This window comes from Streptomyces sp. TRM70350 (genome assembly GCF_019219825.1).
Taxonomy (GTDB): Bacteria; Actinomycetota; Actinomycetes; order Streptomycetales; family Streptomycetaceae; genus Streptomyces.
Map to the genome: position 1 here is coordinate 197,758 of NZ_JAHUXH010000004.1, position 26,702 is coordinate 224,459.

General features: G+C 73.0%; 25 protein-coding genes. 14 read left to right on the plus strand and 11 right to left on the minus strand.

The annotated features are described in order from the left end of the window. The first annotated feature begins 87 nt into the window (after positions 1 to 87). The 5 genes from KWI83_RS08865 to KWI83_RS08885 all read left to right on the plus strand — a co-directional run bounded on the left by KWI83_RS08865 (position 88) and on the right by KWI83_RS08885 (position 4,978). Positions 88 to 864, plus strand: a complete 777-nt coding sequence (locus KWI83_RS08865) for a pyrimidine reductase family protein (RefSeq protein WP_218513740.1) — start codon at positions 88 to 90, stop codon at positions 862 to 864. Between the two features lie 155 nt (positions 865 to 1,019). Beyond that, positions 1,020 to 1,493 (plus strand): indole-3-glycerol phosphate synthase, encoded by a 474-nt coding sequence (locus KWI83_RS08870; RefSeq protein ID WP_218513741.1) that lies wholly within the window; start codon positions 1,020 to 1,022, stop codon positions 1,491 to 1,493. Positions 1,494 to 1,639: 146 nt separating this feature from the next. Further along, on the plus strand, positions 1,640 to 3,031 hold the full coding sequence (gene murC, locus KWI83_RS08875) for a UDP-N-acetylmuramate--L-alanine ligase (RefSeq protein WP_218513742.1): 1,392 nt from the start codon (positions 1,640 to 1,642) through the stop codon (positions 3,029 to 3,031). 13 nt (positions 3,032 to 3,044) lie between these two features. Beyond that, on the plus strand, positions 3,045 to 3,452 hold the full coding sequence (gene msrB / locus KWI83_RS08880) for a peptide-methionine (R)-S-oxide reductase MsrB (RefSeq protein ID WP_218513743.1): 408 nt from the start codon (positions 3,045 to 3,047) through the stop codon (positions 3,450 to 3,452). 170 nt (positions 3,453 to 3,622) lie between these two features. Continuing rightward, the gene (locus tag KWI83_RS08885) at positions 3,623 to 4,978 is read left to right on the plus strand and encodes an NAD(P)/FAD-dependent oxidoreductase (RefSeq protein ID WP_218513895.1); all 1,356 of its coding nucleotides are present in this window, start codon (positions 3,623 to 3,625) and stop codon (positions 4,976 to 4,978) included. Between the two features lie 6 nt (positions 4,979 to 4,984). Here the strand turns inward: KWI83_RS08885 and meaB are convergent, their stop codons facing one another. The 9 genes from meaB to KWI83_RS08930 all read right to left on the minus strand — a co-directional run bounded on the left by meaB (position 4,985) and on the right by KWI83_RS08930 (position 15,739). Then, a complete protein-coding gene (gene meaB, locus KWI83_RS08890) occupies positions 4,985 to 5,980 on the minus strand; it encodes a methylmalonyl Co-A mutase-associated GTPase MeaB (RefSeq protein ID WP_218513744.1) in 996 nt (331 codons plus the stop codon). Further along, positions 5,977 to 8,151, minus strand: a complete 2,175-nt coding sequence (gene scpA, locus KWI83_RS08895; protein WP_218513745.1) for a methylmalonyl-CoA mutase — start codon at positions 8,149 to 8,151, stop codon at positions 5,977 to 5,979. The genes meaB and scpA overlap by 4 nt, the downstream gene beginning before the upstream one ends. Continuing rightward, positions 8,151 to 9,953, minus strand: coding sequence for a methylmalonyl-CoA mutase subunit beta (locus tag KWI83_RS08900; protein WP_218513746.1), 1,803 nt, complete (start codon positions 9,951 to 9,953; stop codon positions 8,151 to 8,153). Before KWI83_RS08900 ends, scpA begins: the two co-directional genes overlap by 1 nt. A gap of 97 nt (positions 9,954 to 10,050) precedes the next feature. Beyond that, entirely contained in the window at positions 10,051 to 10,755 is a 705-nt protein-coding gene (locus tag KWI83_RS08905; protein WP_218513747.1) for a GntR family transcriptional regulator, read from the minus strand. A 36-nt stretch (positions 10,756 to 10,791) separates the two neighbouring features. Beyond that, positions 10,792 to 11,793 carry a proline racemase family protein gene (locus tag KWI83_RS08910; RefSeq protein ID WP_218513748.1) on the minus strand — a complete coding sequence of 334 codons (1,002 nt, stop codon included), beginning with the start codon at positions 11,791 to 11,793 and terminating at the stop codon, positions 10,792 to 10,794. Between the two features lie 45 nt (positions 11,794 to 11,838). Beyond that, positions 11,839 to 12,753 carry a dihydrodipicolinate synthase family protein gene (locus KWI83_RS08915; protein WP_218513749.1) on the minus strand — a complete coding sequence of 305 codons (915 nt, stop codon included), beginning with the start codon at positions 12,751 to 12,753 and terminating at the stop codon, positions 11,839 to 11,841. Next, the gene (locus tag KWI83_RS08920) at positions 12,743 to 14,281 is read right to left on the minus strand and encodes an NAD(P)/FAD-dependent oxidoreductase (protein ID WP_218513750.1); all 1,539 of its coding nucleotides are present in this window, start codon (positions 14,279 to 14,281) and stop codon (positions 12,743 to 12,745) included. Before KWI83_RS08920 ends, KWI83_RS08915 begins: the two co-directional genes overlap by 11 nt. Next, the gene (locus tag KWI83_RS08925; protein WP_218513751.1) at positions 14,274 to 14,573 is read right to left on the minus strand and encodes a (2Fe-2S)-binding protein; all 300 of its coding nucleotides are present in this window, start codon (positions 14,571 to 14,573) and stop codon (positions 14,274 to 14,276) included. The genes KWI83_RS08920 and KWI83_RS08925 overlap by 8 nt, the downstream gene beginning before the upstream one ends. Then, positions 14,570 to 15,739, minus strand: coding sequence for an FAD-binding oxidoreductase (locus KWI83_RS08930; protein ID WP_218513752.1), 1,170 nt, complete (start codon positions 15,737 to 15,739; stop codon positions 14,570 to 14,572). The genes KWI83_RS08925 and KWI83_RS08930 overlap by 4 nt, the downstream gene beginning before the upstream one ends. A 216-nt stretch (positions 15,740 to 15,955) precedes the next feature. On the opposite strand from KWI83_RS08930, the gene KWI83_RS08935 reads away from it, so the two are divergent. The 3 genes from KWI83_RS08935 (at position 15,956) to KWI83_RS08945 (ending at position 19,116) form a co-directional block, all read left to right on the plus strand. Then, a complete protein-coding gene (locus KWI83_RS08935; protein ID WP_308122003.1) occupies positions 15,956 to 17,203 on the plus strand; it encodes a SpoIIE family protein phosphatase in 1,248 nt (415 codons plus the stop codon). Positions 17,204 to 17,292: 89 nt separating this feature from the next. Beyond that, a complete protein-coding gene (locus KWI83_RS08940) occupies positions 17,293 to 18,000 on the plus strand; it encodes a response regulator transcription factor (protein ID WP_218513754.1) in 708 nt (235 codons plus the stop codon). 3 nt (positions 18,001 to 18,003) lie between these two features. After that, positions 18,004 to 19,116 carry a sensor histidine kinase KdpD gene (locus KWI83_RS08945; RefSeq protein ID WP_218513755.1) on the plus strand — a complete coding sequence of 371 codons (1,113 nt, stop codon included), beginning with the start codon at positions 18,004 to 18,006 and terminating at the stop codon, positions 19,114 to 19,116. Positions 19,117 to 19,186: 70 nt separating this feature from the next. On the opposite strand, the gene KWI83_RS08950 is transcribed toward KWI83_RS08945, so the two are convergent. Both KWI83_RS08950 and KWI83_RS08955 read right to left on the minus strand, forming a co-directional pair. Then, positions 19,187 to 20,692: a HAMP domain-containing sensor histidine kinase gene (locus tag KWI83_RS08950; protein ID WP_308122004.1), complete on the minus strand. Its 1,506-nt coding sequence runs from the start codon at positions 20,690 to 20,692 to the stop codon at positions 19,187 to 19,189. After that, positions 20,689 to 21,387 carry a response regulator transcription factor gene (locus KWI83_RS08955; protein ID WP_308122005.1) on the minus strand — a complete coding sequence of 233 codons (699 nt, stop codon included), beginning with the start codon at positions 21,385 to 21,387 and terminating at the stop codon, positions 20,689 to 20,691. Before KWI83_RS08955 ends, KWI83_RS08950 begins: the two co-directional genes overlap by 4 nt. 152 nt (positions 21,388 to 21,539) lie before the next feature. On the opposite strand from KWI83_RS08955, the gene KWI83_RS08960 reads away from it, so the two are divergent. From KWI83_RS08960 to KWI83_RS08985, 6 genes are all read left to right on the plus strand, one after another. Further along, on the plus strand, positions 21,540 to 22,877 hold the full coding sequence (locus KWI83_RS08960; protein ID WP_218513757.1) for a ferric reductase-like transmembrane domain-containing protein: 1,338 nt from the start codon (positions 21,540 to 21,542) through the stop codon (positions 22,875 to 22,877). 27 nt (positions 22,878 to 22,904) lie between these two features. After that, a complete protein-coding gene (locus tag KWI83_RS08965; protein WP_218513758.1) occupies positions 22,905 to 23,303 on the plus strand; it encodes an FMN-binding protein in 399 nt (132 codons plus the stop codon). 1 nt (position 23,304) lies between these two features. Next, positions 23,305 to 24,024 carry an FAD:protein FMN transferase gene (locus KWI83_RS08970; RefSeq protein ID WP_218513759.1) on the plus strand — a complete coding sequence of 240 codons (720 nt, stop codon included), beginning with the start codon at positions 23,305 to 23,307 and terminating at the stop codon, positions 24,022 to 24,024. 187 nt (positions 24,025 to 24,211) lie between these two features. Then, positions 24,212 to 25,354 carry an ABC transporter ATP-binding protein gene (locus tag KWI83_RS08975; RefSeq protein WP_218513760.1) on the plus strand — a complete coding sequence of 381 codons (1,143 nt, stop codon included), beginning with the start codon at positions 24,212 to 24,214 and terminating at the stop codon, positions 25,352 to 25,354. After that, on the plus strand, positions 25,351 to 26,037 hold the full coding sequence (locus tag KWI83_RS08980) for an ABC transporter permease (protein ID WP_218513761.1): 687 nt from the start codon (positions 25,351 to 25,353) through the stop codon (positions 26,035 to 26,037). The genes KWI83_RS08975 and KWI83_RS08980 overlap by 4 nt, the downstream gene beginning before the upstream one ends. Further along, positions 26,034 to 26,702, plus strand: a complete 669-nt coding sequence (locus KWI83_RS08985) for an ABC transporter permease (protein WP_218513762.1) — start codon at positions 26,034 to 26,036, stop codon at positions 26,700 to 26,702. Before KWI83_RS08980 ends, KWI83_RS08985 begins: the two co-directional genes overlap by 4 nt.

A 26,702-nucleotide genomic window follows, 5' to 3' on the forward strand; every position in this document is an offset into this window, starting at 1 on the left:
ACGCCGGGCCCAGTCTCACGGCCTCGCCCGTGCGCTCGGCTGTGGTTGGGTCGGATGGATCCTCGGCCGCGTGGAACACTGCACGGCATGCGACGCCTGTTTCCTGTGACCGACGCGACCGTGGATCCGGACGACCGTGAGTGGGGGCTCGCGGAACTGGCCGAGGCCTATGCCTATCCCGAGCCGGAGCCGGGGGAGCCGGTGGCGTGGCTGCGGGCCAACATGGTCTCCACGCTCGACGGGGCCGCTCAGCACGGCGGGAAGTCGCAGCCCATCTCCAACGCCACGGACATGCGGATCTTCGGCACGCTGCGAGGGCTCGCGGACGTGGTGCTGGTCGGTGCGGAAACGGTCCGCCAGGAGGGCTACCGCCCCGCACGCGCGCGTGCGGAGTTCGCGGCGCGGCGCGAGGCCGCCGGGCAGGCCCCCGCGCCCGCGATCGCCGTGGTCAGCGCCGGCCTGGGCCTGGACTTCTCGATGCCCCTGTTCACCTCGCCCGTGGTCCCCACGCTGATCCTCACCGGCGCGGCCGCGCCGCCGGACCGGGTGGCCGCGGCCGAGAAGGCGGGCGCGCGGGTGGTGGTCGCCGGGGACGGTGTCGGCGTGGAGCCCGCACGGGCCGTACGGGCGCTCGCCGAGCTCGGTCACACCCGGCTGCTCACCGAGGGCGGGCCCCGGCTGCTGGGCCAGCTGGTGGCGGCCGGGGTGCTCGACGAGCTGTGCCTGACCGTCTCCCCGATGCTCACCGCGGGGGGCGCGCAGCGGATCGCCGGGGGGCCGTCGGTGGCGGTCCCGCAGCAGTTCGAGCTGGTGTCCCTGCTGGAAGAGGCCGGGTTTCTGTTCTCCCGCTACCGTCGATCCTGAGATCGGCGGAATATGCCGTTCCGTTTAGCGTCGGGCGGGCACACTAGGACTCGCACCACCCGTGCGATCGCGGGGCAGGATGGTTTCCGCGGGGCCAGGCACGGCCCACGGAGGACGGAGGGCCCGCGGGCCCTCGAAGGAGATAGGGGCGCCTGGTGTTCACAAGCGTTTTGATGATCGAGAAGGCCCTGACGTCCGCCGACGTGGAGTTCGTCACCACCTTGCACGGGGACGAGCCGGTCAGTTTCCACGTGTTGCTCCAGCCGCGCGGCGAGCAGGCGGACCGATTGCTGCGCGCCATCGACGACCTCGCGATGGGAGCCATCGACGAAGCGGCGCGGGAAGGGGAGACGCCGGAGGGCGAGGCGGCGAAGAGCGAGGGGCAGCGGGCGCTGGAGGTGTCCCTGCAGGCCCTGCGGGCCTCCGGCAGCGCGGCGGAGGGGCAGCTGATCGAGGACCATCCGCTGGACGCGCTCAAGGGCGTGGTCGAGGAGGTCGGGGCCGACGAGGTGATCGTGCTGACGGATCCCCACTACGTGGAGGAGTTCTTCCATCGGGACTGGGCTTCTCGGGCCAGGCACAAGGTGGGGGTGCCGGTGCTGAAGCTGTTCTCGCACAGTAAGGCGTAGGGACTTGCCGCAATTCCCCGCGCCCCTGCCCGCGTGACCGGACCGCCCCCTTACAAGGCGCCCCACGCCGTACGGAATAGGCTGGGGCCGCGCCTCCCTCACTCGGGATGCGCTGATCGTCGTACCGGATCTTGGGGAGAACACGCATGGCACCCGGCCTTCCTACCGCCATGGACCGACCGCACTTCATCGGCATCGGTGGGGCCGGGATGTCCGGTATCGCGAAGATTCTGGCGCAGCGCGGGGCCAAGGTCGCCGGCAGTGACGCCAAGGAGTCGGCGAGCGTCGAGGCGCTGCGGGCGCTGGGCGCCACCGTGCACATCGGGCATGCGGCGGAGCACCTCGCGGACGACGCCAGCTGTGTGGTGGTCTCGTCGGCGATCCGGGCCGACAACCCGGAGCTGGCCCGCGCGGCCGAGCTGGGTATCCCGGTGGTGCACCGGTCCGACGCGCTGGCCGCCCTGATGGACGGGCTGCGGCCGATCGCGGTCGCCGGTACCCACGGCAAGACCACGACCACCTCGATGCTGGCCGTGTCGCTGTCCGAACTCGGGCTGCGGCCGTCGTACGCGATCGGCGGTGACCTCGACGCGCCCGGCTCCAACGCGCTGCACGGCGAGGGCGACATCTTCGTCGCCGAGGCGGACGAGAGCGACCGCAGCTTCCACAAGTACGCGCCCGAGGTCGCCATCGTCCTCAACGTGGAGCTCGACCACCACGCCAACTACGCCTCGATGGACGAGATCTACGAGTCCTTCGAGACCTTCGTCGGCCGGATCGTCACCGGCGGCACCCTGGTGATCTCGGCGGACCACGAGGGCGCGCGGGAGCTGACGCGGCGGGTCGCGGCCTCCGGCGTCAAGGTCGTGACGTACGGCGCGGCGGACGACGCCGACGTGCGGGTGCTGTCGGTCGTGCCGCAGGGGCTGAAGAGCGAGGTCACCGTCCTGCTGGAGGGCCGGGAGCTCACCTTCGCCGTCTCCGTTCCCGGCCGGCACTACGCCCACAACGCGGTCGCCGCCCTCGCGGCCGGCGCGGCCCTCGGCATCCCGGCCGCGGAGCTGGCACCGGCGCTGGCGGCGTACACCGGCGTGAAGCGGCGGCTGCAGCTGAAGGGCGAGGCGGCCGGGGTGCAGGTGATCGACTCCTACGCCCACCACCCGACCGAGATGACCGCGGACCTGGAGGCGATGCGGGCGGCGGCCGGCGGCGCGCGGATCCTGGTGGTCTTCCAGCCGCACCTGTTCTCGCGGACGCAGGAGCTGGGCAAGGAGATGGGCCAGTCCCTCGCCCTCGCGGACGCCTCCGTGGTGCTGGACATCTACCCGGCCCGTGAGGACCCGATCCCGGGCGTGACCAGCGAGCTGATCATCGAGGCGGCCCGGGCGGCGGGCGCGGACGTGACGGCGGTGCACGACAAGGGCGAGGTGCCCGAGGCGGTCGCGGGAATGGCCGGGGCCGGTGATCTCGTTCTCACCATGGGCGCGGGCGATGTCACCGACCTCGGGCCGCGCATCCTGGACCGCCTGTCGAAGTGAGGGGCTGACACCCATGTCGTACGACGTCGAGAAGCCGGACGAGCAGTGGCGCGCGGAGCTGACGCCGGCCGAGTACGCCGTGCTGCGTCAGGCCGCGACGGAACCCGCGTTCACCGGTGAGTACACCAGCACCAGGACCAAGGGCGTGTACTCGTGCCGCGCCTGTGGTGCCGAGCTGTTCACCTCGGACACCAAGTTCGAGTCGCACTGCGGCTGGCCGTCCTTCTACGACCCCAAGGACAGCGACGCGGTCGAACTGGTGGAGGACCGCTCGCACGGCATGGTGCGCACCGAGGTGCGGTGCGCGCGGTGCGGGTCGCACCTCGGGCATGTGTTCGAGGGTGAGGGGTATCCGACGCCGACGGATCAGCGGTACTGCATCAACTCGATCTCGTTGCGGTTGGCGCCGGACGACGAGTGACGCGGGCTTCATCGTAAAAAGGGCCGGAACGCGGTCGACCCGCCCCGCCGAGCGGGATACTGGTGCCTTCTCACGACGGGCGACCAGGGGGGGGCGGATCGGTGAACTCTGCCGGAGAGACAGGCCGTTGGGGCGAGGGCGGCGGCCGGGGCGGGCGGCATGCGGTCGTCGTGGGCGGGAGCCTCGCGGGGCTCCTCGCGGCGCACGTCCTGGCCGGGCACGCCGACCGGGTGACGGTCGTCGAGCGCGACCGGTTCCCGGACGGCGGCAAGCCGCGGCCCGGCGTACCGCAGGGCCGGCATCCGCATGTGCTGCTGGAGGGCGGGCAGGTGGCCCTGGAGTCGCTGCTGCCGGGCTTTGTGGCGGAGCTGCGGGCGGCGGGGGCGCCGCGGGTGGGCATGCCGTCGGACATGGTGCTCTGGCAGAGCGGCCGCTGGTTCCGCCGGACGCCCGCGACGACGCACATCTACACCGGTTCCCGCGCGCAGCTGGAGGAGCTGGTGCGGCGGCGGGTTCTCGCGAACCCGGTGATCAGCGTGGTCGAGGCCACCGATGCCGTCGGGCTGGTCGGCGACGCCTCGCGGGTGCGGGGCGTGCTGCTGCGGGACCGCTCCGGCGATGCCCGCACAGAGCCCCGGGCGCTTGAGGCCGACCTGGTCGTCGACGCCTCCGGCAGCGGCACGAAGGCTCCGCAGTGGCTCACGGCGATCGGCGCCGACGCCCCGCACGAGGAGACCATCGACACCGGGCTCGCCTACGCCTCCCGCGTCTACCGCGGCAAGAGCGGCGTCCTCGACGGCGAGACCCTCGGCTACTACGTCTACCCCGACCCCGGCCAGGTCCACGCCGGCGGTGCGCTGCCGCTGGAGGACGGCAGCCACCTGGTCATCGTCTCCGGGCTGCGCGGCGACGAACCGCCCACGGACGACGACGAGTTCGTGACGTACACCAAGAGGCTGCCGCATCCGCTCCTGCACCGGTGGCTGGCCGACGCCGAACCGCTCTCGCCGGCGTTCGGCTACCGGCGGACCGCGAACATCCGCCGCCGCTACGACCTGCCCGGCCGCCACCCGGCCGGATTCCTCGCCACCGGCGACGCCCTGTGCACCTTCAACCCGATCTACGGACAGGGCATGGCCGTCGCCGCGATGAGCGCCGTCGCCCTGCGCGACGCGCTGGCCGATCCGCGCCGGACGCCCACGACGCGGCGTGTGCAGCGGGCGCTCCTCGCGGCGTCCCGGCAGGCGTGGGACATCTCCGCCGGGGCGGACCGCTCGATGCCGGGCGCGGTCGGCACCGCGGTCGCGGGCGGCCCTGCGGACCGGGTCGCGGGCTGGTATCTGGGCCGGGTCCAGGAGCGGTCTCCCGGCGACCCTGTCGTGGGGCGCGCCTTCCGTGCCGTGCTGACCCTCTCCGCGCCGGTCACCGCCCTGTTCGCCCTGCCCGTGGCCCGGGCCGCCCTCTTCGGTCCGCCCGCGCCGACGCCCACCGAGCCACCGGCGGCACCGGAGGAGCCGGGCGCCTGAGCGAGGTCAGCTCGTCGGCCGGCCGTCCGTCCCCTCGAACGCCCGCAGGATCCGCTCCGCCGCCAGCGTCGCCGTCACCTCCCCGTCCCGCACCTGCTGTTCGAGGTCGGGCGCGAGGGCGCGTACCGCCGGGTGGGCGTGCAGGCGGCCCAGCAGGTCGTCGCGGACCATCGTCCAGGTCCAGTCGACCTGCTGGTCGCGGCGCTTGGCGGCGAGGCGGCCGGTGGAGTCCAGCAGCGAGCGGTGCTGTTCGAGGCGCTCCCAGACGGTGTCCAGGCCGGTCGACTCGCGGGCGCTGCAGTGCAGCACCGGCGGCGTCCAGACGGCGTCCTTGCCGTGCATCAGCCGCAGCGCGCCCGACAACTCCCGTGCCGCCGCCTGCGCGTCGCGTTCGTGCGGGCCGTCCGCCTTGTTGACGGCGATCACGTCGGCCAGCTCCAGGACACCCTTCTTGATGCCCTGCAGCTGGTCGCCGGTGCGGGCGAGGGTGAGCAGCAGAAACGAGTCGACCATGTTGGCGACGGCGGTTTCCGACTGGCCCACGCCGACCGTCTCGACGAGCACCACGTCGTAGCCCGCCGCCTCCATCACCACGATCGACTCGCGGGTCGCCTTGGCGACGCCGCCGAGGGTGCCCGCCGTGGGGGAGGGGCGGACGAAGGCCGCGGGGTCCACGGCCAGCCGCTCCATCCTCGTCTTGTCGCCCAGGATCGAGCCGCCGGTCCGGCTCGACGACGGGTCGACGGCGAGCACGGCGACCCGATGGCCGAGGCCGGTCAGCATCGTGCCGAACGCGTCGATGAACGTCGACTTGCCGACTCCCGGCACCCCGCTGACGCCGATCCGCCGCGCCTTCCCGCTGTACGGCAGCAGCTCGGTCAGCAACTGCTGTGCCAGCACCCGGTGTTGCGGCCGGGTGGACTCGACGAGCGTGATCGCGCGCGCCACGATCGCCCGCTTCCCGTCGAGCACGCCCTTCACATACGCGTCAAGGTCGATCACAGCTCGTGCCCGAGGCCGGCCGCCAGCCGCTTGACCAGGTCGTGGGCCGCGTCCGGGATCACCGTCCCGGGCGGGAACACGGCCGCCGCACCCATCTCCAGCAGGGTCGGCACGTCCTGCGGCGGAATCACCCCGCCGACGACGATCACGATGTCCTCGCGTCCTTCCGCGGCCAGCTCCTCGCGCAGTGCCGGTACGAGCGTGAGGTGACCGGCGGCCAGCGAGGACACGCCCACGATGTGCACGTCCGCCTCCACCGCCTGCCGGGCGACCTCGGCGGGCGTCTGGAACAGCGGGCCGACGTCCACGTCGAAGCCGAGGTCGGCGAAGGCGGTCGCGATCACCTTCTGGCCGCGGTCGTGGCCGTCCTGGCCCATCTTGGCGACCAGGATGCGCGGACGGCGGCCCTCCGCCTCCTCGAAGGCGTCCACCAGGGCGCGGGTGCGGTCGACGGACGGGGACTCGCCTGCTTCGTTGCGGTACACGCCGGAGATCGTACGGATCTGGCTCGCGTGCCGCCCGTACACCTTCTCCAGAGCGTCCGAGATCTCCCCGACGGTCGCCTTCGCGCGGGCCGCGCGCACCGCCAGCTCCAGCAGGTTGCCGTCGCCCCCGGCGGCCCGGGTCAGCGCGTCCAGCGCGTCCCGGCAGGCGGTCTCGTCCCGTTCCTCACGCAGTCGCCGCAGCTTGTCGATCTGCTGCGCGCGGACGGCGGAGTTGTCGACCTTGAGCACCTCGATCTGCTCGTCGGAGTCGACCCGGTACTTGTTCACGCCGATCACCGGCTGCCGCCCGGAGTCGATGCGGGCCTGCGTCCGCGCCGCGGCCTCCTCCACGCGCAGCTTGGGAATACCGGCGTCGATGGCCTGCGCCATGCCGCCCGCCTGCTCGACCTCCTGGATGTGCTGCCAGGCGCGGCGGGCGAGGTCGTACGTCAGCTTCTCGACGTAGGCGCTGCCGCCCCACGGGTCGATCACCCGGGTGGTGCCGGACTCCTGCTGGATGAGCAGCTGGGTGTTGCGCGCGATGCGTGCGGAGAAGTCGGTGGGCAGCGCGAGGGCCTCGTCGAGGGCGTTGGTGTGCAGCGACTGGGTGTGGCCCTGGGTGGCGGCCATCGCCTCGACGCACGTACGCGTGACGTTGTTGAACACGTCCTGCGCGGTCAGCGACCAGCCGGAGGTCTGCGAATGGGTGCGCAGGGAGAGCGACTTGGCGTTCTTCGGGTCGAACTGCTTGACCAGCTTCGCCCACAGCAGCCGGGCCGCGCGCAGCTTGGCGACCTCCATGAAGAAGTTCGTGCCGATCGCCCAGAAGAACGACAGGCGCGGTGCGAAGGCGTCCACGTCCAGGCCCGCGTCCCGGCCCGCCCGGATGTACTCCACGCCGTCGGCGAGGGTGTACGCCAGCTCCAGGTCGGCCGTCGCGCCCGCCTCCTGGATGTGGTAGCCGGAGATGGAGATGGAGTTGTAGCGGGGCATCCGCTGCGAGGTGAAGGCGAAGATGTCGGAGATGATCCGCATCGACGGCTTCGGCGGATAGATGTACGTGTTGCGGACCATGAACTCCTTGAGGATGTCGTTCTGGATGGTCCCCGCCAGCTTCTCCGGCGGCACACCCTGCTCCTCCGCCGCCACGATGTACAGCGCCAGCACCGGCAGCACCGCGCCGTTCATCGTCATCGACACGGTCATCCGGTCCAGGGGGATGCCGTCGAACAGCTGCCGCATGTCGTAGATCGAGTCGATCGCCACGCCCGCCATGCCGACGTCACCGGTCACGCGCGGGTGGTCGCTGTCGTAGCCGCGGTGCGTGGGCAGGTCGAAGGCGACGGACAGGCCCTTCTGACCGGCCGCCAGGTTGCGCCGGTAGAAGGCGTTGGACTCCTCGGCGGTGGAGAAGCCCGCGTACTGGCGGATGGTCCAGGGCTGGTTGACGTACATCGTCGGGTACGGGCCGCGCAGATACGGCGCGATGCCCGGGTAGGTGTCCAGGAAGTCCAGGCCCTCCAGGTCCTGCCCGGTGTAGAGCGGCTTGACCGCGATGCCCTCCGGGGTCTCCCAGAGCAGGTCGTCACCGGCGGCCGCCTTCTTCACCGCCGTACGCCACTCGTCGGCGGCGCCGGCGGTGGCCGGGGTCCCCAGCTCGATCCCGGAGAAGTCGGGGACGGACATCAGGACACTCCCATCCGGTCGAGGGTCGCGGAGAGCACGGCGACCGCGTCACAGCCCGCGAAGACGTAACTGTCGACACCCGCGTACCGCCCCGGCCGACCCGCGAGGAACACATGCGTGGCGCCCGCCGCCGTCAGCTCGCGGGCGCGGGCCTCGGCCTGCTCCGCGTACAGTTCGTCGCTGGAGCACAGGCAGACCTCGCTCGCCCCGCTCTCCTCGAACGTGCCCTCGGTGACGGGCTCGATGCCGCCCGCCTGGAAGAGGTTCGCGGCGAAGGTGGCGCGCGCGGTGTGGGCGGCGGCCGGGCCGAGGGTGGCCAGGAAGATCCGTGGGCGGGCGCCGGTCGCGGCGAGGTGGGCGTCCGAGCGGGCGCGCAGCGCCTCGTAGGCGTCGTCGCGGCGCACCCGCGGCAGGCCGCCGGTGGGCGGCTCGGGGGCGGGCTCGCGGACCACGGGCTTCTCGGCCAGGTGCGGGAACTCGCTGACGCCGGTGATGGGTTCACGCCGCCTGGCGAGCTGCGCGGCGCGGGCGGCCCAGGTCTCGGCCAGCCGCTCCCGGACCATCCCCGAGCGCAGGGCCGCGGCCTGGCCGCCCGCCCGCTCGATCGTGCGGAAGAACTCCCAGCCCGCGTGGGCGAGTTCGTCCGTCAGCCGCTCCACGTACCAGGAGCCGCCCGCCGGGTCGATCACCCGGGACAGATGCGACTCCTCGATGAGGATCGTGGAGGTGTTGCGGGCGATACGGCGCGCGAACGCGTCCGGCAGGCCGAGCGCGTGGTCGAACGGCAGTACGGTCACCGCGTCGGCACCCCCGACACCGGCCGCGAGCGTGGCCACGGTGGTGCGCAGCATGTTCACCCACGGGTCGCGGCGCGTCATCATCACCGGCGAGGTCACGACGTGCTGCACCTGAGCCCCGGGCCCGCCGCAGACCTCGGCGACCCGCGCCCACAGCCTGCGGGCCGCCCGCAGCTTGGCGATCGTCAGGAACTGGTCGGCGGTGGCCGCGTACCGGAACTCCAGCTGCGCACAGGCCTGTTCGACGCTCAGCCCCGCCTCGGTCAGCGCCCGCAGATACGCGATGCCGGTCGCCAGCGAGCACCCCAGCTCCTGCGCGGCCGAGCCACCGGCCTCGTGGTACGGCAGCGCGTCCACGGTCAGCGCCCGCAGCCCCGGGTAGTCGTCGGCGCACCGCCGCGCCAGCCCGGTCACGACCGGGAAGTCGTACGACTGCCCGGTGCGCGCCTCGAACCCCAGCGGGTCGGCGCCCAGGTTGCCGCGCGCCGCCGCACGGGCGACGCCCCGCTCCTCGTACAGCCGCAGCAACTCCCGCGCCGCGTCCTCGACCTCGCGTCCGGCGTCGAGGACGACGGGCGCCAGGTCGAGATAGACGCCGTCGAGGACGCGGCCGAGCGAGGACACCGGCAGGCCGCCCTCGCCGGTGACCAGCCAGAGCGAGGTGACGCCGTTCTCCAGGTCGGCGAGGACCGCGCCGCTGTCGACGGTCGCGTGCCGCTGTCGTACGTCCCAGCCGCCGAGGGTGTTCCCCTCGGCCCGGGTACCCCGTACAAAGGGCGCGAAGCCGGGGAAACCGGGCTCGGGCGCGGCATCGTGGGCGGTGTACAGGGGGCGGACGCGGAGTCCGTCCTCCAGCGTGGTGGTCAGGGCGTCCTCGGCGGCCGCGCCCTCGACGTCCTTGCCCGACTTGCGCAGTACGCCCGCCACAAGGCGCTGCCACTGCTCACGGGTCGCGTCGGAGAACTCGGCGGCCAGAGTAAGCCCGTCGTCGGGCAGGACCGTCATGCTCGGATGCTAGGCCAGGTCAACAAAGGAGCAGCAGGGGGCACGGCTGTGACCTTGCCCTCCCCGGGTGGGCCTTGAAGGGGCGGCGGATTCCGTACTACGCCGGGGTGTGACCGCCTTCACGCGGCGCCGGTCGCGGTGCGGCCCACAGGCCGCGGACGTGGCCGAGGTGGCGCGTCATGACGGTGTGCACGGCCTGCTCGTCGCGGGCGAGCAGGGCGTCCAGGAGTTCCAGGTGCTCCTCGGCCGACGCCTGCAGGCGGCCCTGCTCGGCGAGCGCGGTCAGCCCGTAGAGGCGGGCGCGGCGGCGCAGGTCGCGGACCACCTCGACGAGGTGCTCGTTGCCCGCGAGGGCCAGCAGGCCGAGGTGGAAACGCAGATCGGCCTCGACATACGCGATCAGGTCACCGGCCACGGCCGCGCCGACGATCTCCTCGGCGACCGGACGCAGCTCCGCCAGCGCCACCGGGTCGGCGGCGCGGGCCAGTTGGACCGTGGTCGGGATCTCGATCAGCGCACGGATGTGGGTGTACTCGTCGAGCTGTTTCTCGGAGACGGCCGTGACCCGGAAGCCCTTGTTGGGCACCGTGTCGACCAGGCCCTCCTTGGCCAGGTCCAGCAGCGCCTCGCGCACCGGCGTCGCGGAGACCCCGAAACGGGCGGCGAGCGCGGGCGCCGAGTAGACCTCACCGGTGCGCAGCTCACCGGCGATCAGCGCGGCGCGCAGGGCGTCGGCGACGCGCTCGCGGTAGCTGCTCTTCCTGCCGCCGAGCGTGGGCAGGCCGGGGGTGGGGGCGGTCATGGGGTTTCTCTCCTCGATCTTCACCGATCCTCACCATCAGAGCACGAACCCGGCGGGGAACGGGTCCTCCGGGTCCAGCAGATACTGGGCCGTGCCCGTGATCCACGCCCGCCCCGTGAAGCTGGGCAGCACCGCCGGGATCCCGGCCACCTGAGTCGTGCCGAGCAGGCGGCCGGTGAAGTGGGTGCCGATGAAGGACTCGTTGACGAACTCGGTGTGCAACGGCAGTTCACCACGGGCGTGCAGTTGCGCCATGCGCGCGCTGGTGCCCGTACCGCAGGGGGAGCGGTCGAACCAGCCGGGGTGGATCGCCATCGCGTGGCGCGAATGGCGGGCGGTGGCGTCCGGGGCGAGCAGGTGGACGTGGTGCAGGCCGTGGATCGACGGGTCCTCGGGATGCACCGGCTCCTCCTCGGCGTTGACGGCCTCCATCAGCGCCAGGCCCGCCTTCAGGATGTCGTCCTTGCGGGCGCGCTCGAAGGGCAGGCCGAACTCGGCCAGCGGCAGGATGGCGTAGAAGTTGCCGCCGTAGGCGAGGTCGTACGTGACCGTCCGCCCGTCGGCGAGCGTGGCCTTGCGGTCGAGGCCGACGGCGAAGGACGGAACGTTGCGCAGGGTGACGTTGCGGGCCGTGCCGCCCTCGACCGCGACCTCGGCGACCACGAGACCGGCGGGGGTGTCGAGGCGGATGGTGGTGACCGGCTCGGTGACCTCGACCATGCCGGTCTCCACCAGCACGGTCGCCACGCCGATCGTGCCGTGCCCGCACATCGGCAGATAGCCGGAGACCTCGATGAAGACCACGCCCCAGTCGCAGTCGGGGCGGGTGGGCGGCTGGAGGATCGCGCCGCTCATCGCCGCGTGGCCGCGCGGCTCGTTCATCAGCAACTGCTTGATGCCGTCGCGGTGTTCCCGGAAGTACAGCCGCCGCTCGTTCATGGTCGCGCCGGGGACGGTGCCGATCCCGCCGGTGATCACGCGGGTGGGCATGCCCTCGGTGTGCGAGTCGACGGCGTGCAGGACGAGTGAGCTGCGCACGGCCAACCTCCTTGTGCGAGATACGAGTGATACGAGCCCTGCCGCTTATGCGAGCCCTGCCGCTTGTCCGAGCCCCGCCGCGACGGCCTTCTCCGTCGCCCCCCGCACCGCCGCCTCCTGCTCCGGCGCCAGCGGCACCCGCGGGGGCCTGCACGGGCCGCCGTACCGTCCGACGATGTCCATCGACAGCTTGATGGCCTGCACGAACTCCACGCGCGAGTCCCAGCGCAACAGCGGGTGCAGCTGCCGGTACAGGGGCAGCGCGGTGTCCAGATCGCCGGACACCGCGGCCCGGTACAGCTGGACCGAGGCCTTCGGCAGCGCGTTCGGATACCCGGCCACCCAGCCCTTGGCGCCCGCGATCGCCAGCTCCAGCGCGACATCGTCGGCGCCGATCAACAGGTCCAGTTCGGGGGCGAGTTCGGTGATGCGGTACGCCCGCCGGACGTCGCCGGAGAACTCCTTGACGCCTCGGATCAGCCCCTCGCCGTGCAGCTTCGCCAGCAGCTCCGGTACGAGGTCGACCTTGGTGTCGATCGGGTTGTTGTACGCCACGACGGGCAGGCCCGCCCGGGCGACCTCGGCATAGTGCGCGAGGACGGACCGCTCGTCGGCGCGGTAGGCGTTGGGCGGCAGCAGCATCACCGCGCCGCAGCCCGCCTCGCGTGCCTGTTCGGCCCAGCGCCGGGCCTCCGCCGCACCGTAGGCGGCGACCCCGGGCATCACGCGCTCGCCGCCGACCGCGGCGACGGCGGTCTCGACGACCCTGGCGCGCTCCTCGGGCGTGAGGACCTGGTACTCGCCGAGCGAGCCGTTCGGTACGACGCCGTCGCAGCCGTTCGCCACCAGCCAGGCGCAGTGCTCGGCGAACGCGTCGTAGTCCACGGCCAGGTCGGCGGTGAGGGGGAGCGCGGTGGCGACGAGGACGCCGCGCCAGGGGCGGTGCTGGTCAGTCGTCATGGGGATCCTTCCCGTCCGGGGGGTTGTCGGGTGGTCCGGTCCGTGTGTCGGGGCCCTGACCGGCCAGCACGCCGAGCGGTACCGGCCGGGCGAACGGTGTGCGGGCCGGGGTCTGGGGGCAGCCGGTGAGGGCGGCGACGGCGGGGCCGCACATCCGGCCCTGGCACCAGCCCATCCCGGCGCGGGTGAGCAGCTTCACGGTGCGTACGTCTCCGGCGCCGAGCTCGCCGACGGCCGTCCGGACGGCGGACGCCCGGACCTCCTCGCAGCGGCAGACCAGGGTGTCGTCGGTGACCTGCTCCGCCCAGTGCGCGGGCGGCGTGTACACCGTGTCGAGCGCGGCGAAGAACCCGCGCAGCGCCGCCCGGCTGCGCGCCGCCTTGGCCCACGTCCGCGCGTCGGGCCGCCGCCCGGTCAGCCGTGCGGCGGCGGAGCGGCCCGCGATGTGGCCCTCGGCGAGCGCGAGGTCCGCGCCGCCGACGCCGGTGGCCTCGCCCGCCGCCCACACGCCGGGCACGTCGGTGCGCTGCTCGTCGTCCACGCGCACCGCGACCCCGTCGAGGCCGCAGCCCAGGGTGGCGGCGAGGTCGGTGTGCGGCAGCATGCCGTGGCCGACGGCGAGCGTGTCGCAGGCGATACGGCGCCGGGTGCCCGGACGGACCCGGCCGTCGGCGTCGAGGGCGGCGACCGTCACGGCGTCCAGCCGTTCGTCGCCGTGCGCCTCCACCACCGTATGGCGGACCAGCACGGGGACTCGGTGGCGCAGCAGCCGGGCCGCGTATCCGGCACCCTCGGCGAGCTTGACCGGCAGCGCGGACAGCGCCCGGGAACGGCGCACGGGGGCTTCCGGGGTGGTGGACTGGGCCGGGGCGGCTGCGGGGGCTTTCGGGGTGGTGGACTGGGCCGGGGCGGTGGACTGGGCCAGGGCGGCGACGAGGGCCTTCGGGTCGGCGGACTCGACCAGTGCGGCGACGTGCGCGCCCGCCGCGGCCAGCCCGGTCGCGACGGGCAGCAGCAGGGGTCCGGACCCGGCGACCACGGCGGTGCGTCCCGGCAGGACGAGCCCGCCCTTGAGCATGGCCTGGGCGCCACCCGCGGTGACCACGCCCGGGAGCGTCCAGCCGGGGAACGGCAGCACCTTCTCGTAGCCGCCGGTGGCGAGGACGACCGCGTCGGCGTCCACGGTCACGCCGTCCTCCTGGAGCGGCCCGAGCAGCGCGTGCACGGTGAAACCGCCCGAGTGCCGCTCGACACACCAGACATGATGGTCTGTCAGGTGGGTGGCGTGGCCTGCCGCGAGCTGCCGGTCGAGGCCCGCGCGCAGTCGCTGCCAGGTGCGCCAGTGGTGGTGCAGCGTCTGCGGGCGGCGGGCGCCGAGCCCGGGCGCGGGCTGCCGGTAGAACTGGCCGCCCGCCTCCGGGGCGGCGTCGACGAGGGTGACCCGGAGGCCCGCGGCGGCTGCCGCCAGGGTCGCCGCGAGCCCCGCCGGGCCCGCGCCGATCACCGCGAGACGGGGACGGTCAGTCATCGTGTCCCGTCCCCTCCTGCGTACGGATCGCGTCGCCCGGCCGTGCGGGGACCAGGCAGGCGCGTTGGTTGGGGCGATCGTTGACGGTCACCAGGCAGTCGAAGCAGACGCCGATCCCGCAGAACACCCCGCGCGGCCGCCCGGCGCCCCGCGTGCTGCGCCAGGACGTGACACCGGCCGCCCACAGCGCGGCGGCGACGGTCTGGCCGGGCAGCGCGTGGATCTCCCGGCCGTCGAAGGTGACCGTGAAGGCGGGGCCGGGCCGGGCGTCGGTCAGCTTCAGTGGGTTCATCTCGCGTTCCCCTCGCATGGGGCCTCCCCGGTGAAACGGTCGGGACGAAAAGGCGCCAGGTCCAGCTCCGGCGGCCGTCCGCTCAGCACCTGGGCGATCAGATACCCGGTCCCGGTCGCCAGCCCGATGCCGGCGCCCTCGTGCCCGCACGCGTGCAGCAGGCCGGGCACGCGCGGATCGGGGCCGATGGCGGGCAGGTGGTCGGGCAGATACGGGCGGAATCCGACGTACGCCCGCACGGCCCGCACCCGCACGAGGAACGGGAACAACCGGACCGCGTCCGCCGCCAGCGCCCGTACCACCGGCAGCGAGAAGGACCGGTCGAAGCCGACCCGTTCGCGGCTCGCGCCGATCAGCACCGGCCCGGCCGCCGTGCCCTCCACGACGGGTGAGGTCCGCAGGGCCGCCGAGTCGCTGGCCACGTCGGCCACGTAGTCGGCGGCGTACACCTTGTGCCGTACCAGGCGCGGCAGCGGCTCGGTGACCAGGACGAACCCACGCCGGGGGCGGACGGGCAGGTGGACCCCCGCCAGCGCGGCGACCCCGCCGCCCCAGGTCCCGGCGGCGTTCACGACAGCGGGCGCGTGGATCTCGCCCCGGTCCGTGCGAACGCCGCGCACGGCACCGTCCCGGCCGCGCAGGACACCGGTCACGGTCCGGCCCGTTTCCAGCCTGGCGCGGGAGGCCCGTACGAGGTGGGCGGCGGCGAGGGAGGGCATGACCTGGGCGTCCTGGGGGTAGTGCATGCCGCCCGGGAGACCGGGGGCCGAGTGCGGCTCCAGCTCCCTGAGTCGGTGCTCATCGACGGGTACGGCGTCGACGCCCGCGGCCCGTTGACCGGTCGCGAACTCCTCCAGGGCGGTCAGGCCCTCGGGCGACGACGCGACGACCACGCCGCCCTTGGGTTCGTACTCGACCGCCGTGGCGAACTCCTCCGCCAGCTCGGCCCACAACCGGGCCGACAGCAGGGCGAGTCGCAGCTCGGGGCCGGGTTCCTTGTCGGAGACGAGGACGTTGCCCTCCCCGGCGCCGGTGGTGCCGCCGGACACGGGGCCCCGGTCGACCAGCGTGACGTCCAGGCCCGCCCGGGCAGCGTGGAAGGCGCACGCGGCGCCCACCATTCCGGCTCCCACTACCACGACATCGCAGGTCAACTGGTTGGCCACAGCAGTAATATGTCACATAGTGCGGTGCGTCGGAAGACGGCCGACGCGGATTCCTTCCTCTTGTGGTCGCAGGCAACGGGAAGATGGAGCCTTTGGTGAATTCCCCGTCGCCGAGGAGGTCGCTCTGTCGTCCCCGCCGCCCCGAGCGGGACGGCCGGGGTGCCGGGCAGCCGCTGCGTGTCCATGTCGGTTTATCACCCCTTTAAGGTGTTCTGTGTGGCGCGATGGCTCCAGTCGTTCCGAAAACCACCGACGGCCGGTGCCGTCGGCCGTACGAACACGCCCGTACCGGGACCCGGCGTGTCGTCGCGGCTGACGGTGCTGCGGTCCGCCGTGGCCGGGATCGGGACGACGCTCGACGAGAAGACCACCTGCGCCGAGCTCACCAAGGCGGCCGCCGAGCACACCGGGGGTACCGCGGCGATCGTGCGGTACGGCGCGGAGGAGGGCGAGGCGGAGTACGAGGCCGTCAGCGGCGACCGCACGCTGCTGCCCGACCTCCGATGGGCCGTGGACGTGGCGCGCCGGGCGGACAGCCGGGTCGGGCACGAGCGGCGCGGCCCCGCGCTCTGCGTGCCCCTCGCCACCGGCGAGGACCGCTACGGCGTCCTGGTGTGCGTCCGGGACTACGGGCCCTTCACCCCGTCGGAGGCGGACGTGCTGGCGCTGCTCGCCGAGCGGGCCGCCTCGACCATCCGGCACGCCCGGGAGCACGACCGGATGAGCCGGATCGTCGGCGATCTCCAGCGCGCCCTGCTCGCCGAGCCCGGCCGACCGCACCCGAACCTGGACGTCGCCATCCGCTATCTGCCGGTGGGGCAGCGCGCCCTGGTCGGCGGCGACTGGTGCGAGACCGTCCGGCTGCACTTCGGGCGGACCCTGCTCGTCGTCGGCGACGTGATGGGCCACGGCCTGGAGGCGGCCGTCGACATGACCGCCTACCGGTCCGCCCTGCGCTGCATCGCCTCCTCCGACCTCCCGCCGCACCGCGTGCTGCGCCAGCTCGACGACCTCGCCTCCAGCGAGTCCGACCGCCGGCCGGCCACCTGTCTGATCGCCCGCGTCGACCCCGTGCGCAGTCAGGTCACGCTGGCCAGCGCCGGTCATCTGCCGCCCGCCGTGATCGGCGGCAAGGGCGACACCTCGCTGCTGCCGGTGCCGGTCGGCCCGCCGCTGGGCACGGGGCTCGGCGGCTACGAGCCGGCGACGTACCAGCTGGCCGCCGACGAGACGCTCCTGCTGTTCACCGACGGGCTCGTCGAGCATCGCGGCGAGGACATCGACCAGTCCCTGGACCGGCTGGCCAGGCTGCGGTTCACCGTCTCTCAGGGCGTGGAGACCATCATCGACACCGTCCTCGCCAGCCTCGACGCCCGCCACGCGGAGGACGACGTGGCCGTCCTGGCGTCCCGGCTGCGGCACCGGCCGCACGTCGAGGAGGAGGCCGTGGCGTTCGGCAGGTGAACGCCGCCTCCTGAGGAGCCTTTCTTACGGATCGGGGACATTCGGGGCCGCCGACCCCGCACTCGTGCGCGGGGTGCGAGGCTGGCGGCATGGAACAGCAGCCGTACGGGGCCCGGGTCCTGGTCGTCGACGACGACCCGACCGTCGCCGAGGTGGTCTCCGGGTATCTCGACCGGGCCGGATACGTCGTGGACCGGGCCGGTGACGGCCCCGACGCGCTGGCCCGGGCCGCCGCGCACTGGCCGGACCTGGTCGTGCTGGACCTGATGCTGCCCGGCATGGACGGACTGGAGGTGTGCCGGCGGATGCGGGTCCGCGGGCCGGTGCCGGTGATCATGCTGACCGCGCGCGGGGACGAGGACGACCGGATCCTCGGCCTGGAGGTCGGCGCCGACGACTACGTCACCAAGCCCTTCAGCCCCCGCGAGCTGGTCCTGCGGGTGGAGTCCGTCCTCCGGCGGTCCCGGCCCGCCCCGCACGCCACGGGCACCCTGAGCGCCGCCGGGCTGACGGTCGACCCGGCCGCCCGGCGCGCCACCAAGAACGGCGCCGAACTCGCCCTCACCATCCGGGAGTTCGACCTGCTCGCGTTCCTCGTGCGGCACCCGGGGCGGGCGTTCAGCCGGGAGGAGCTGATGCGTGAGGTGTGGGGGTGGGACTTCGGCGATCTGTCGACCGTGACCGTCCATGTGCGGAGGTTGCGCGGGAAGGTCGAGGACGATCCGGCCCGGCCGCGGTTCATCCAGACGGTGTGGGGCGTCGGCTACCGCTTCGACGCGGGCGACGGGGAGGCGTGAGTCGTGCGGGACACCCTGCTCATCGCCCTGTTCGCCTTCCTCGGCGCCGCCGCGGCCGGGCTGCTCGGCGCCGGGGTGCTGCTGCTGATCCGGCGGCGTTCGCTCACCGCGCACATCACGGTGGTCGCCGCCGTCGCCGTCGGCGCGATGTTCGCGGGCACGCTCGCGGTCGCGCAGGCGATGTTCCTGTCCGCGCACGACCTGACCGTCGTGACCACCGTGGTCGCGATGGCCGCCGTGGTCTCCCTGGTCACCGCGCTGCTGCTGGGCCGCTGGGTCGCCGCCCGCAGCCGCGCCCTCACCCTCGCCGCCCGCTCCTTCGGCGACGGCGGCGACTTCACCAGCCCCTCCGGCCCCGCCACCGCCGAACTGGCCGCGCTCAGCCGCGAGTTGGAGGCGACCAGCCGCAAGCTCGCCGAGTCACGGGACCGCGAGCGCGCCCTGGAGAGCTCCCGGCGCGAACTGGTCGCCTGGATCTCGCACGACCTGCGCACCCCGCTCGCCGGACTGCGCGCCATGTCCGAGGCACTGGAGGACGGCGTCGCCGCCGACCCCGCCCGCTACCTCCGTCAGATCCGCGCCGAGGCCGAGCGCCTCAACGACATGGTCGGCGACCTCTTCGAACTCTCCCGCATCCACGCGGGCACGCTGGCGCTCAGCCCGAGCCGGATCTCGGTGTACGACCTGGTCGGCGACGCCCTCGCGGGCGCGGACCCGCTCGCCCGGGAGCACGGCGTACGGCTCGTCGGCGACCGGGTCGAGCCGGTGCCCGTCGAGGTGGACGGCAAGGAGATGAGCCGGGTGCTGGGCAACCTGCTCGTCAACGCGATCCGCCGGACGCCCGCCGACGGCACGGTGGCGGTGGCCGCCGAGCGCTCGCCCGACGGCGTGGTCCTGTCCGTGACGGACGGCTGCGGCGGGATCCCGGAGGAGGACCTCCCGCGCGTCTTCGACACCGGCTGGCGCGGCACCGACGCCCGGACACCACCGGCCGGGGCCGGGCTGGGGCTCGCCATCGTGCGGGGCATCGTGGAGGCCCATCACGGGCGGGCCGCGGTACGCAATGTCTCCGGCGGTTGCCGTTTCGAGGTGACGCTGCCGATGGCGGACGCCTGAGGCGCAGCATGGCAGAGCCCCGCGCCCCTTCAGGGCGCTGCCGAACCGCGGTGGACTTCGCCCGACCCGCTCAGAGCGCCTCGGACGCCGCACGCTCCCGCACCTTCGACGTCACGTCCTGCCGAACCACCACGCCGGCCGGCAGCCGGACCGTGAACACCGTCGCGCCCGGTTCGCTGGTCAGCTCGATCGTGCCGCCGTGGGCCCGCACCAGCGAGCTCGCCACCGACAGGCCGAGCCCGCTGCCGCCGCGGTCGCGGCTGCGGGCCTTGTCGACCCGGTAGAAACGGTCGAAGACGCGTTCCCGGTCGGCGGCCGGTATCCCGGGTCCCGCGTCGGAGACCCGCACCAGCGCCGCCCCGGCCGCGACCGACACCGCCACGCCCACCTCCGTCCCGGCCGGGGTGTGCACCGCGGCGTTGGTGAGCAGGTTGTCCAGCACCTGCCGGATCCGCTGCGGATCCAGCCGGAGCTCCACCGGCCGGTCCCCGGTGGTCACCGTCAGCGGATGGCCGGGGTGCGCGGCGCGGAAGGCGTCGGCGGCCTGCTCGACCAGCTCCACCAGGTCCGCGTCCGCGAGCCGCAGCGGCGTCTCCACCTCGGCGGCGTCGAGCCGGGCGAGCAGCAGCAGGTCGTCCAGCAGGAAACCCATCCGGGCGGCCTCGGCCCGCAGCCGCGCCAGGTGCCTGTCCCGTTCCTCGGGCGCGTTGGCGGCCGCGTACTGGAAGAGGTCCGCGTAGCCGCGTACCGACATCAGCGGCGTCCGCAGCTCGTGCGAGGCGTCCGCGACGAACCGGCGCAGCCGCTGCTCGGCCTCGGCGCGCACGGCGAGGGAGTCGTCGATGTGCTCCAGCATGGTGTTGAACGCCGTGCGCAGCTCCTCCACCTCCGGGCCGCCGCCCCGGCGGTCGGCGCGCAGCGGCAGCCGGGCCGCCGACTCGGTCAGATCGTGCGAGGCGATGCCGTGCGCGGTGTGCGCCATGTCGCTGAGCGGTTGCAGCCCGCGCCGCAGCATCTTCCGGCCGAGCACCACCAGCGCCAGCAGCGCCAGCCCGAAGGTGACCACCTGGATCGTGATCAGTTGCCGGACGGTGTCCTCGATGTCGTCCATGGGGGCGGCGCTGACCAGGACCACCCCGGGTTCCACCTCGCAGGCGCGCAGCCGGTAGGTGCCCGCGCCCCTGATGTGCTCGGTGCGCAGCAGTTCCGTCTGCGCGGCGGCCTGGGCCCTGGCCAGGGCGGTGAAGTCGTCGACGTCCGCCGGCAGGTCGGCGGGGTCCTCTGGCTTGCGGAGCACGGCGGCGCCGTCCGACACGTCGTACACGGCGTAGTACCAGCTGTAGTACTTCTTGCCCGCGAGCGTGCCGTAGTTCGCGATGTTCTTGGACTGGGCGATCTGGGCCTGCGCCAGCTGGGTGTCCAGCTGGGCCGACAGGTAGTCCCGCATGTACGTCGTCAGGGCCGTGCCCACCACGGAGAACACCACCAGCGACAGCGCGCCCAGCCCCAGCGCCAGCCGGGTGCCCAGGCGCAGCCTGCCGTAGCCGTGGCGCAGTCGGCCCAGCGCTCGCCTCACTCGGCGGCCTGCCGGATCACGTAACCGAAGCCCCGCACGGTGTGGATCAGCGGTGCGGTGCCGTCGTCGGGCTCGTCGAGCTTGCGCCGCAGACGGCTCACGACCAGCTCCACCACATTGGAACGGCCGCCGAAACCGTACTCCCACACATGATCGAGGATCTGCGCCTTGGTGAGCACGGTCGGCGACCTGCGCATGAGGTAGCGCAGCACCTCGTACTCGGTCGGCGTCAGCGTCAGCAGCCGCTCGCCGCGCCGCACCTCACGGGTGTCCTCGTCCATGGTCAGGTCCCCCACCCGCAGGACCGACCGCTGGTACCCGGGCCCCGCGGCGCGCCGCAGCACCGTGCGCAGCCGGGCCATCAGCTCCTCGACCGCGAACGGTTTCACCAGGTAGTCGTCCCCGCCCCGGGTCAGCCCCGCCACCCGGTCGGAGACCGCGTCGCGCGCGGTGAGGAACACCACCGGCACCATCGTCCCCGAAGCGCGCAGCCGGTCCAGCACACCGAAGCCGTCCACGTCCGGCAGCATCAGGTCGAGCACGACGATGTCCGGGCGGAACTCGGTGGCCCGGCGCAGCGCCTCGTCGCCGGAGTTGGCGGTGACCGCCTCCCAGCCCTCGTAGCGGGCGACCGTGGCGACGAGGTCGGCGATGGGCGGGTCGTCGTCCACGACCAGCAGTCGTACTTTTTCCACCCGTTCATAGTGCGGCAACGGCCGTCCACCGCCAGACCCGGTCACCATGCGGACGCACATCGATATCCACTTGAAAGTTGTACGACAGGGAAACGACAGCTCCGGCCAGCCAAGCTCGGTGTCCCAAGGCCCCGACCAAGGAGTTGCCGTCCGTGACGACCGTCCAGTCGCCTGCCGCGCCCGTCGCGGCGATACGTCCCAAGGTGGTGGCCCGCACCGGCCTGTACGCCGTGCTGGCCGCCAACGTGGCCGTGGTCACGTACTTCTTCGTCCAGGCCGGATTCGCCTCCAACGCGCTGATCGTCCTCGGCCGCCTCACCGGGCTGTACGGCGCCCTCCTCATGGCCTTCCAGCTGGTGCTGGTGGCCCGGCTGCCCTGGTTCGACCGGCGGATCGGCATGGACCGGCTCACCCTCTGGCACCGCTGGATCGGCTTCTCGCTGCTGTGGACGCTGCTCGCCCACGCGGTGTTCATCACCTTCGGCTACGCCGACTCCTCCGGTCTGGACCCAGTCAACCAGCTGGTCGACCTCGCCGAGACGGTCGAGGGTGTGCTGCGGGCGGTGGTCGCGCTGGCGCTGGTCATCGTGGTCGGCACGGTCTCGGCGCGGTTCGCCCGGCGCCGGCTGGCCTACGAGACCTGGCACTTCATCCACCTCTACACCTACCTCGCCGTGGTGCTGGCCTTCTCCCACCAGGTCGCGGTCGGTACGACCTTCGTCGCCTCGCCCGTGGCCACCGGTTACTGGTGGACCCTGTGGACCGTCGCCCTCGGCTCGGTGTTCGTGGGCCGCCTGGTGCTGCCGCTGTGGCGGAACTGGCGCCACCAGCTGCGTGTCTCCGCCGTCGTCCCCGAGAACGACAACGTCGTCTCCGTCTACGTCACCGGCCGCGACCTCGACCGGCTGCCCGCCCGCGCCGGCCAGTTCTTCCTGTGGCGGTTCCTGACCCGCGGCCGCTGGTGGCAGGCCAACCCCTGGTCGCTGTCGGCCGCGCCGGACGGCCGGTCCCTGCGCCTGACCGCCAAGGCCGTCGGTGACGGCAGCGCCGCCCTGCGCCACCTCAGGGTCGGCACCCGCGTCTTCGCCGAGGGCCCCTACGGCGCCTTCACCACCCTGCACCGCACCCGGCCGGACGCCGTGCTGATCGCCGGTGGGGTCGGCATCACGCCGATGCGGGCCCTGCTGGAGGAACTGCACGGGCACGCCGTACTGATCTACCGGGTGGCCACCGACCAGGACGCCGTGCTCTACGACGAGCTGCGCGAACTCGCCCACGCCAAGGGCGCCGAGCTGTACCTGGTCACCGGCCCCGCCCAGCCCGACCGGCTGTCCCAGGGCGAACTCGCCCGGCTGGTGCCCGACATCGCCGACCGCGACGTCTATCTGTGCGGACCGCCCGGAATGACCCGCGGGGTGCTGCGCAGCCTGCGCGAGCTGGGCGTGCCCAAGGCGCAGATCCACCACGAGCGCTTCAGCCTGGCCGGCTGACGGACCGACGGGAACGAGGGAAACACCGTGAAACGAGCACTGCCTGTCCTGGTCCTGACCGTCGCGGGCCTGATCCCGGTCTGGCGCTACGCCCCGTCCGAGACCACGACGACCACCGAGGCGACGCAACCGGCCTCGACGCCGTCTTCTTCAGGGACTTCCACCTCGCGCGTCGTCGCGGGCCCGACGGTGAACACCGAGAAGGGCCCCGTGCAGGTGGAGGTGACCTTCGAGGGCGGTGAGATCACGGCTGTGCGGATGCTGCAGCAGCCGGACCACCCGCAGACCACGGCCGCCGTGCCGACGCTGATCGAGGAGACGCTTCAAGCCCAGAGCGCGGACGTCGACTCGGTGTCCGGTGCCACCATCACCAGCGAGGGCTACAAGGAGTCGTTGCAGGCCGCCATCGACGCGAGGGGCGCCTGACATGCACCGCGTCGAACACGTCATGGGCTTCCCGGTCTCCCTGCGGATCGACGACCAGCACGTCCCCGAGGGGCTCGCGGACGCCGTGTTCGGCTGGCTGCGGGAAGTGGACGAGCGATTCAGCCCGTTCAAGCCGGACAGCGAGGTGTCCCGGCTGGACCGGGGCGAGATCGGCCCCGGCGAGATCAGCACCGACCTCGCCGAGGTCCTCGACCTGTGCGAGCAGTACCGGATCGCGACCGGCGGCGCCTTCGACGCCCGCCTGCCCGGCCGTGGCCTCGACCCCTGCGCGGTGGTCAAGGGCTGGTCGGTGCAGCGGGCGGCCGAACTGCTGACGGCCGCCGGGGTGCGGCGTTTCTGCCTGAACGCCGGGGGCGATGTCGTCGTCGCGGGCGGGCCGTGGCGCGTGGGGGTACGGCACCCCGAACACGCCGATCAGGTGTGCACCGTCCTGGAGTTGACCGACGGGGCGGTGGCGACGTCCGCGTCGTACGAGCGCGGCGAGCACATCGTCGACGGGCGCACCGGACGTCCGGCGACCGGCCTGCTCAGCGTCACGGTCGTCGCGCCGACCCTGACGGAGGCGGACACCGCGGCGACGGCGGCGTTCGCGATGGGGGCGGAGGGCGTTGCCTGGGTGGCCGCGCGGGAGGGGTGCGAGGTGTACGCCGTGGACGGGGGGCGGCGGGTGCGGCGTACGGCTGGGTTGCCTGTGGCCTGATAGCTCGGTCGCTGAGTGTGTCTGGCGGCTGCGGGTCGTGGGTGGCTTGTCGCGCCCACGCGGCGGAGCCGCACATCGACACAGCCCCGCGCCCCTTGGGGCGTTGCTCGAATCTCGGCCGCAACACGAGCGGTCTAGACTCTCCCCGCAACGGCCCGCCCCCAACACCCGAAGGGCGTTCGGCGTCTTGATACGGATAGATTCAGTCACCAAGCGGTATCCCGACGGCACGGTGGCGGTCGACCGGCTGTCACTGGAGATACCCGACCGTTCGATCACCGTTCTCGTCGGACCCTCGGGGTGCGGCAAGACCACCACCCTGCGGATGATCAACCGGATGGTCGAGCCCAGCGAGGGCAGGATCCTGCTCGACGGCGTCGACATCATGCAGCAGCCGGTGAACACCCTGCGCCGGTCCATGGGTTACGTCATCCAGAACGCCGGCCTCTTCCAGCACCGCACGATCGTCGACAACATCGCCACCGTGCCCCGCATGCTCGGCTGGGGCAAGGACAAGGCCCGCTCCCGGGCCCGGGAGCTGATGGAGCGCGTCGGGCTCGACGCCTCCCTCGCCAAGCGGTACCCCTACCAGCTCTCCGGCGGCCAGCAGCAACGCGTCGGTGTGGCCCGGGCGCTCGCCGCCGATCCGCCGGTGCTGCTGATGGACGAGCCGTTCTCCGCCGTCGACCCCGTCGTCCGCAAGGGCCTGCAGGACGAACTCCTCCGTATCCAGGGCGAGTTGGGCAAGACCATCGTCTTCGTCACACACGACATCGACGAGGCCGTCAAGCTCGGCACCATGGTCGCCGTGATGCGTACCGGCGGCCGGCTCGCCCAGTTCGCCCCGCCCGCCGAACTGCTGTCCAGCCCCGCGGACGAGTTCGTCGAGGACTTCCTCGGCGCCGACCGGGGCATCCGGCGGCTGTCCTTCTTCCCGTCCGCCGGACTGGAACTGCTCACCACGCCGATCGTCGCCCTCGACGCCCCCGCCGAGCAGATCGCCGCCCGCGGCTCGGCCGACGTCCCCTATCTCCTCGTAACGGACCTGGACGGCAGGCCACTCGGCTGGGGCGCGCCGGGCGACCTCACCGCCGGGCGGATCGAGGCGGAGCGACTGCTGCCGTACGGGCGGCCGTTCGTCGCCGGACGGGACTCGCTGCGGGCCGCGCTCGACGGTGCCGTCCTGTCGCCCACCGGCTGGGCCGTCGCGGTGGACGGCGAGGGCCGGGCGGCCGGGGTCGTCTCGCAGCAGACCATCGGCGAGGCGATCCGGGGCGCGCACGCCGCCGCACCCGCCGCACCCGCCGCGGTCGCGAAGGCCGCGCGATGACCGAGCTGTTCGACATGCCCAGCGACCTCCAGCACACCTACTGGGGCCTGGTCGCCCTCCACCTGCGCGAGGCGCTGATCCCGGTGCTGGCCGGGCTGCTGGTGGCGCTGCCGGTCGCGCAACTGTGCGTGCGCCTGCGCTGGCTGTACCCGCCCGTGCTGTGGGTGACGACCGTGCTGTACGCGATCCCGTCGCTCGCCTTCTTCGTCGTCCTCATCGACTACACCGGCCTGAGCGAGACCACGGTGATGATCCCGCTCGCCGTCTACAGCCTGGTGGTGTTCGTCCCGGCGATCGTGGACGGCGTCCGCTCGGTGCCCCGCGAGACCCTCGACGCCGCCACCGCCATGGGCTTCGGCCCCGTACGCCGCTATGTCCAGGTGCAGTTGCCGATCGCCGCGCCCGCGATCATCGCGGGGCTGCGGGTGGCGTCGGTGTCGAGCATCTCCCTGGTCAGCGTCGGCATGCTGATCGGCAACCAGGGAGCCCTCGGCAACCTGCTCAACAGCGGCATGATCTACAACCAGCCCCGCCTGGTGTGGCTCTCCGTGGTCGGCACCGCCGTCCTCGCCATCCTCGTGGACGCTCTGCTGATCGGCCTGCGTCACCTGGTGACGCCCTGGATGCCGCGCGACACCCGTGGGAACGCGCGCCCGACCGCCCTGAAGGACGCCGCCCGGTGAACGTACTGAACTTCATCAACGCCTTCTTCAGCGACAGCGCCCACTGGCGGGGCTACGACGGCATCCCCACCCGCGTCCTGGAACACATCCTGTACACACTGATGGCGCTCGGCATCGCCGCCGCCGTAGGCCTCCCCGTCGGCCTGCTGACCGGGCACACCGGGCGCGGCGGCAACACCCTCGCCCTCATCGCCACCGCCGCCCGCGCGCTGCCCAGCTTCGGCCTGATGGTGCTGATGTTCGTGCTGCTCGGGCTCGGTCTGGCGCCGGTGATGATCCCACTGGTCGTGCTGGCGATCCCGCCGATCCTCGTCACCACCTACGAGGCGATGCGCTCGGTCGACCCCGCCCCCGTGGACGCCGCGCGGGGCATGGGCATGGCCGAGACCGAGGTGCTGTTCCGGGTCGAACTCCCCGTCGCGCTGCCGCTGATCCTCAGCGGTCTGCGCTCGGCGGCCATCCAGATCGTCTCGACGGCCACCATCGCCGCGTACGTCAGTTTCGGCGGCCTCGGCCGCTACATCGTCGACGGCCTCTACCAGCGCGACTACGAGAAGGTCGTGGGCGGCGCCACGCTGGTCGCCGTGCTGGCGCTGGCGACGCTCGGCGTGTTCTGGGCGGTCGGGCGCCTGACGGTGTCACGCGGGGTCCGCCGGGGCGCCTGA

What these genes read in the sequence shown, in the direction of transcription:
- msrB (WP_218513743.1), top strand. Translation starts at nt 3,045, where the DNA reads ATGTCGTACGACGTCGAGAAGCCGGACGAGCAGTGGCGCGCGGAGCTG.
- KWI83_RS08920 (WP_218513750.1), bottom strand. Translation starts at nt 14,281, where the DNA reads ATGACTGACCGTCCCCGTCTCGCGGTGATCGGCGCGGGCCCGGCGGGG.
- KWI83_RS08900 (WP_218513746.1), bottom strand. Translation starts at nt 9,953, where the DNA reads ATGACGGTCCTGCCCGACGACGGGCTTACTCTGGCCGCCGAGTTCTCC.
- murC (WP_218513742.1), top strand. Translation starts at nt 1,640, where the DNA reads ATGGCACCCGGCCTTCCTACCGCCATGGACCGACCGCACTTCATCGGC.
- KWI83_RS08980 (WP_218513761.1), top strand. Translation starts at nt 25,351, where the DNA reads ATGACCGAGCTGTTCGACATGCCCAGCGACCTCCAGCACACCTACTGG.
- scpA (WP_218513745.1), bottom strand. Translation starts at nt 8,151, where the DNA reads ATGTCCGTCCCCGACTTCTCCGGGATCGAGCTGGGGACCCCGGCCACC.
- KWI83_RS08865 (WP_218513740.1), top strand. Translation starts at nt 88, where the DNA reads ATGCGACGCCTGTTTCCTGTGACCGACGCGACCGTGGATCCGGACGAC.
- KWI83_RS08905 (WP_218513747.1), bottom strand. Translation starts at nt 10,755, where the DNA reads ATGACCGCCCCCACCCCCGGCCTGCCCACGCTCGGCGGCAGGAAGAGC.
- KWI83_RS08925 (WP_218513751.1), bottom strand. Translation starts at nt 14,573, where the DNA reads ATGAACCCACTGAAGCTGACCGACGCCCGGCCCGGCCCCGCCTTCACG.
- KWI83_RS08970 (WP_218513759.1), top strand. Translation starts at nt 23,305, where the DNA reads ATGCACCGCGTCGAACACGTCATGGGCTTCCCGGTCTCCCTGCGGATC.
- KWI83_RS08915 (WP_218513749.1), bottom strand. Translation starts at nt 12,753, where the DNA reads ATGACGACTGACCAGCACCGCCCCTGGCGCGGCGTCCTCGTCGCCACC.
- KWI83_RS08940 (WP_218513754.1), top strand. Translation starts at nt 17,293, where the DNA reads ATGGAACAGCAGCCGTACGGGGCCCGGGTCCTGGTCGTCGACGACGAC.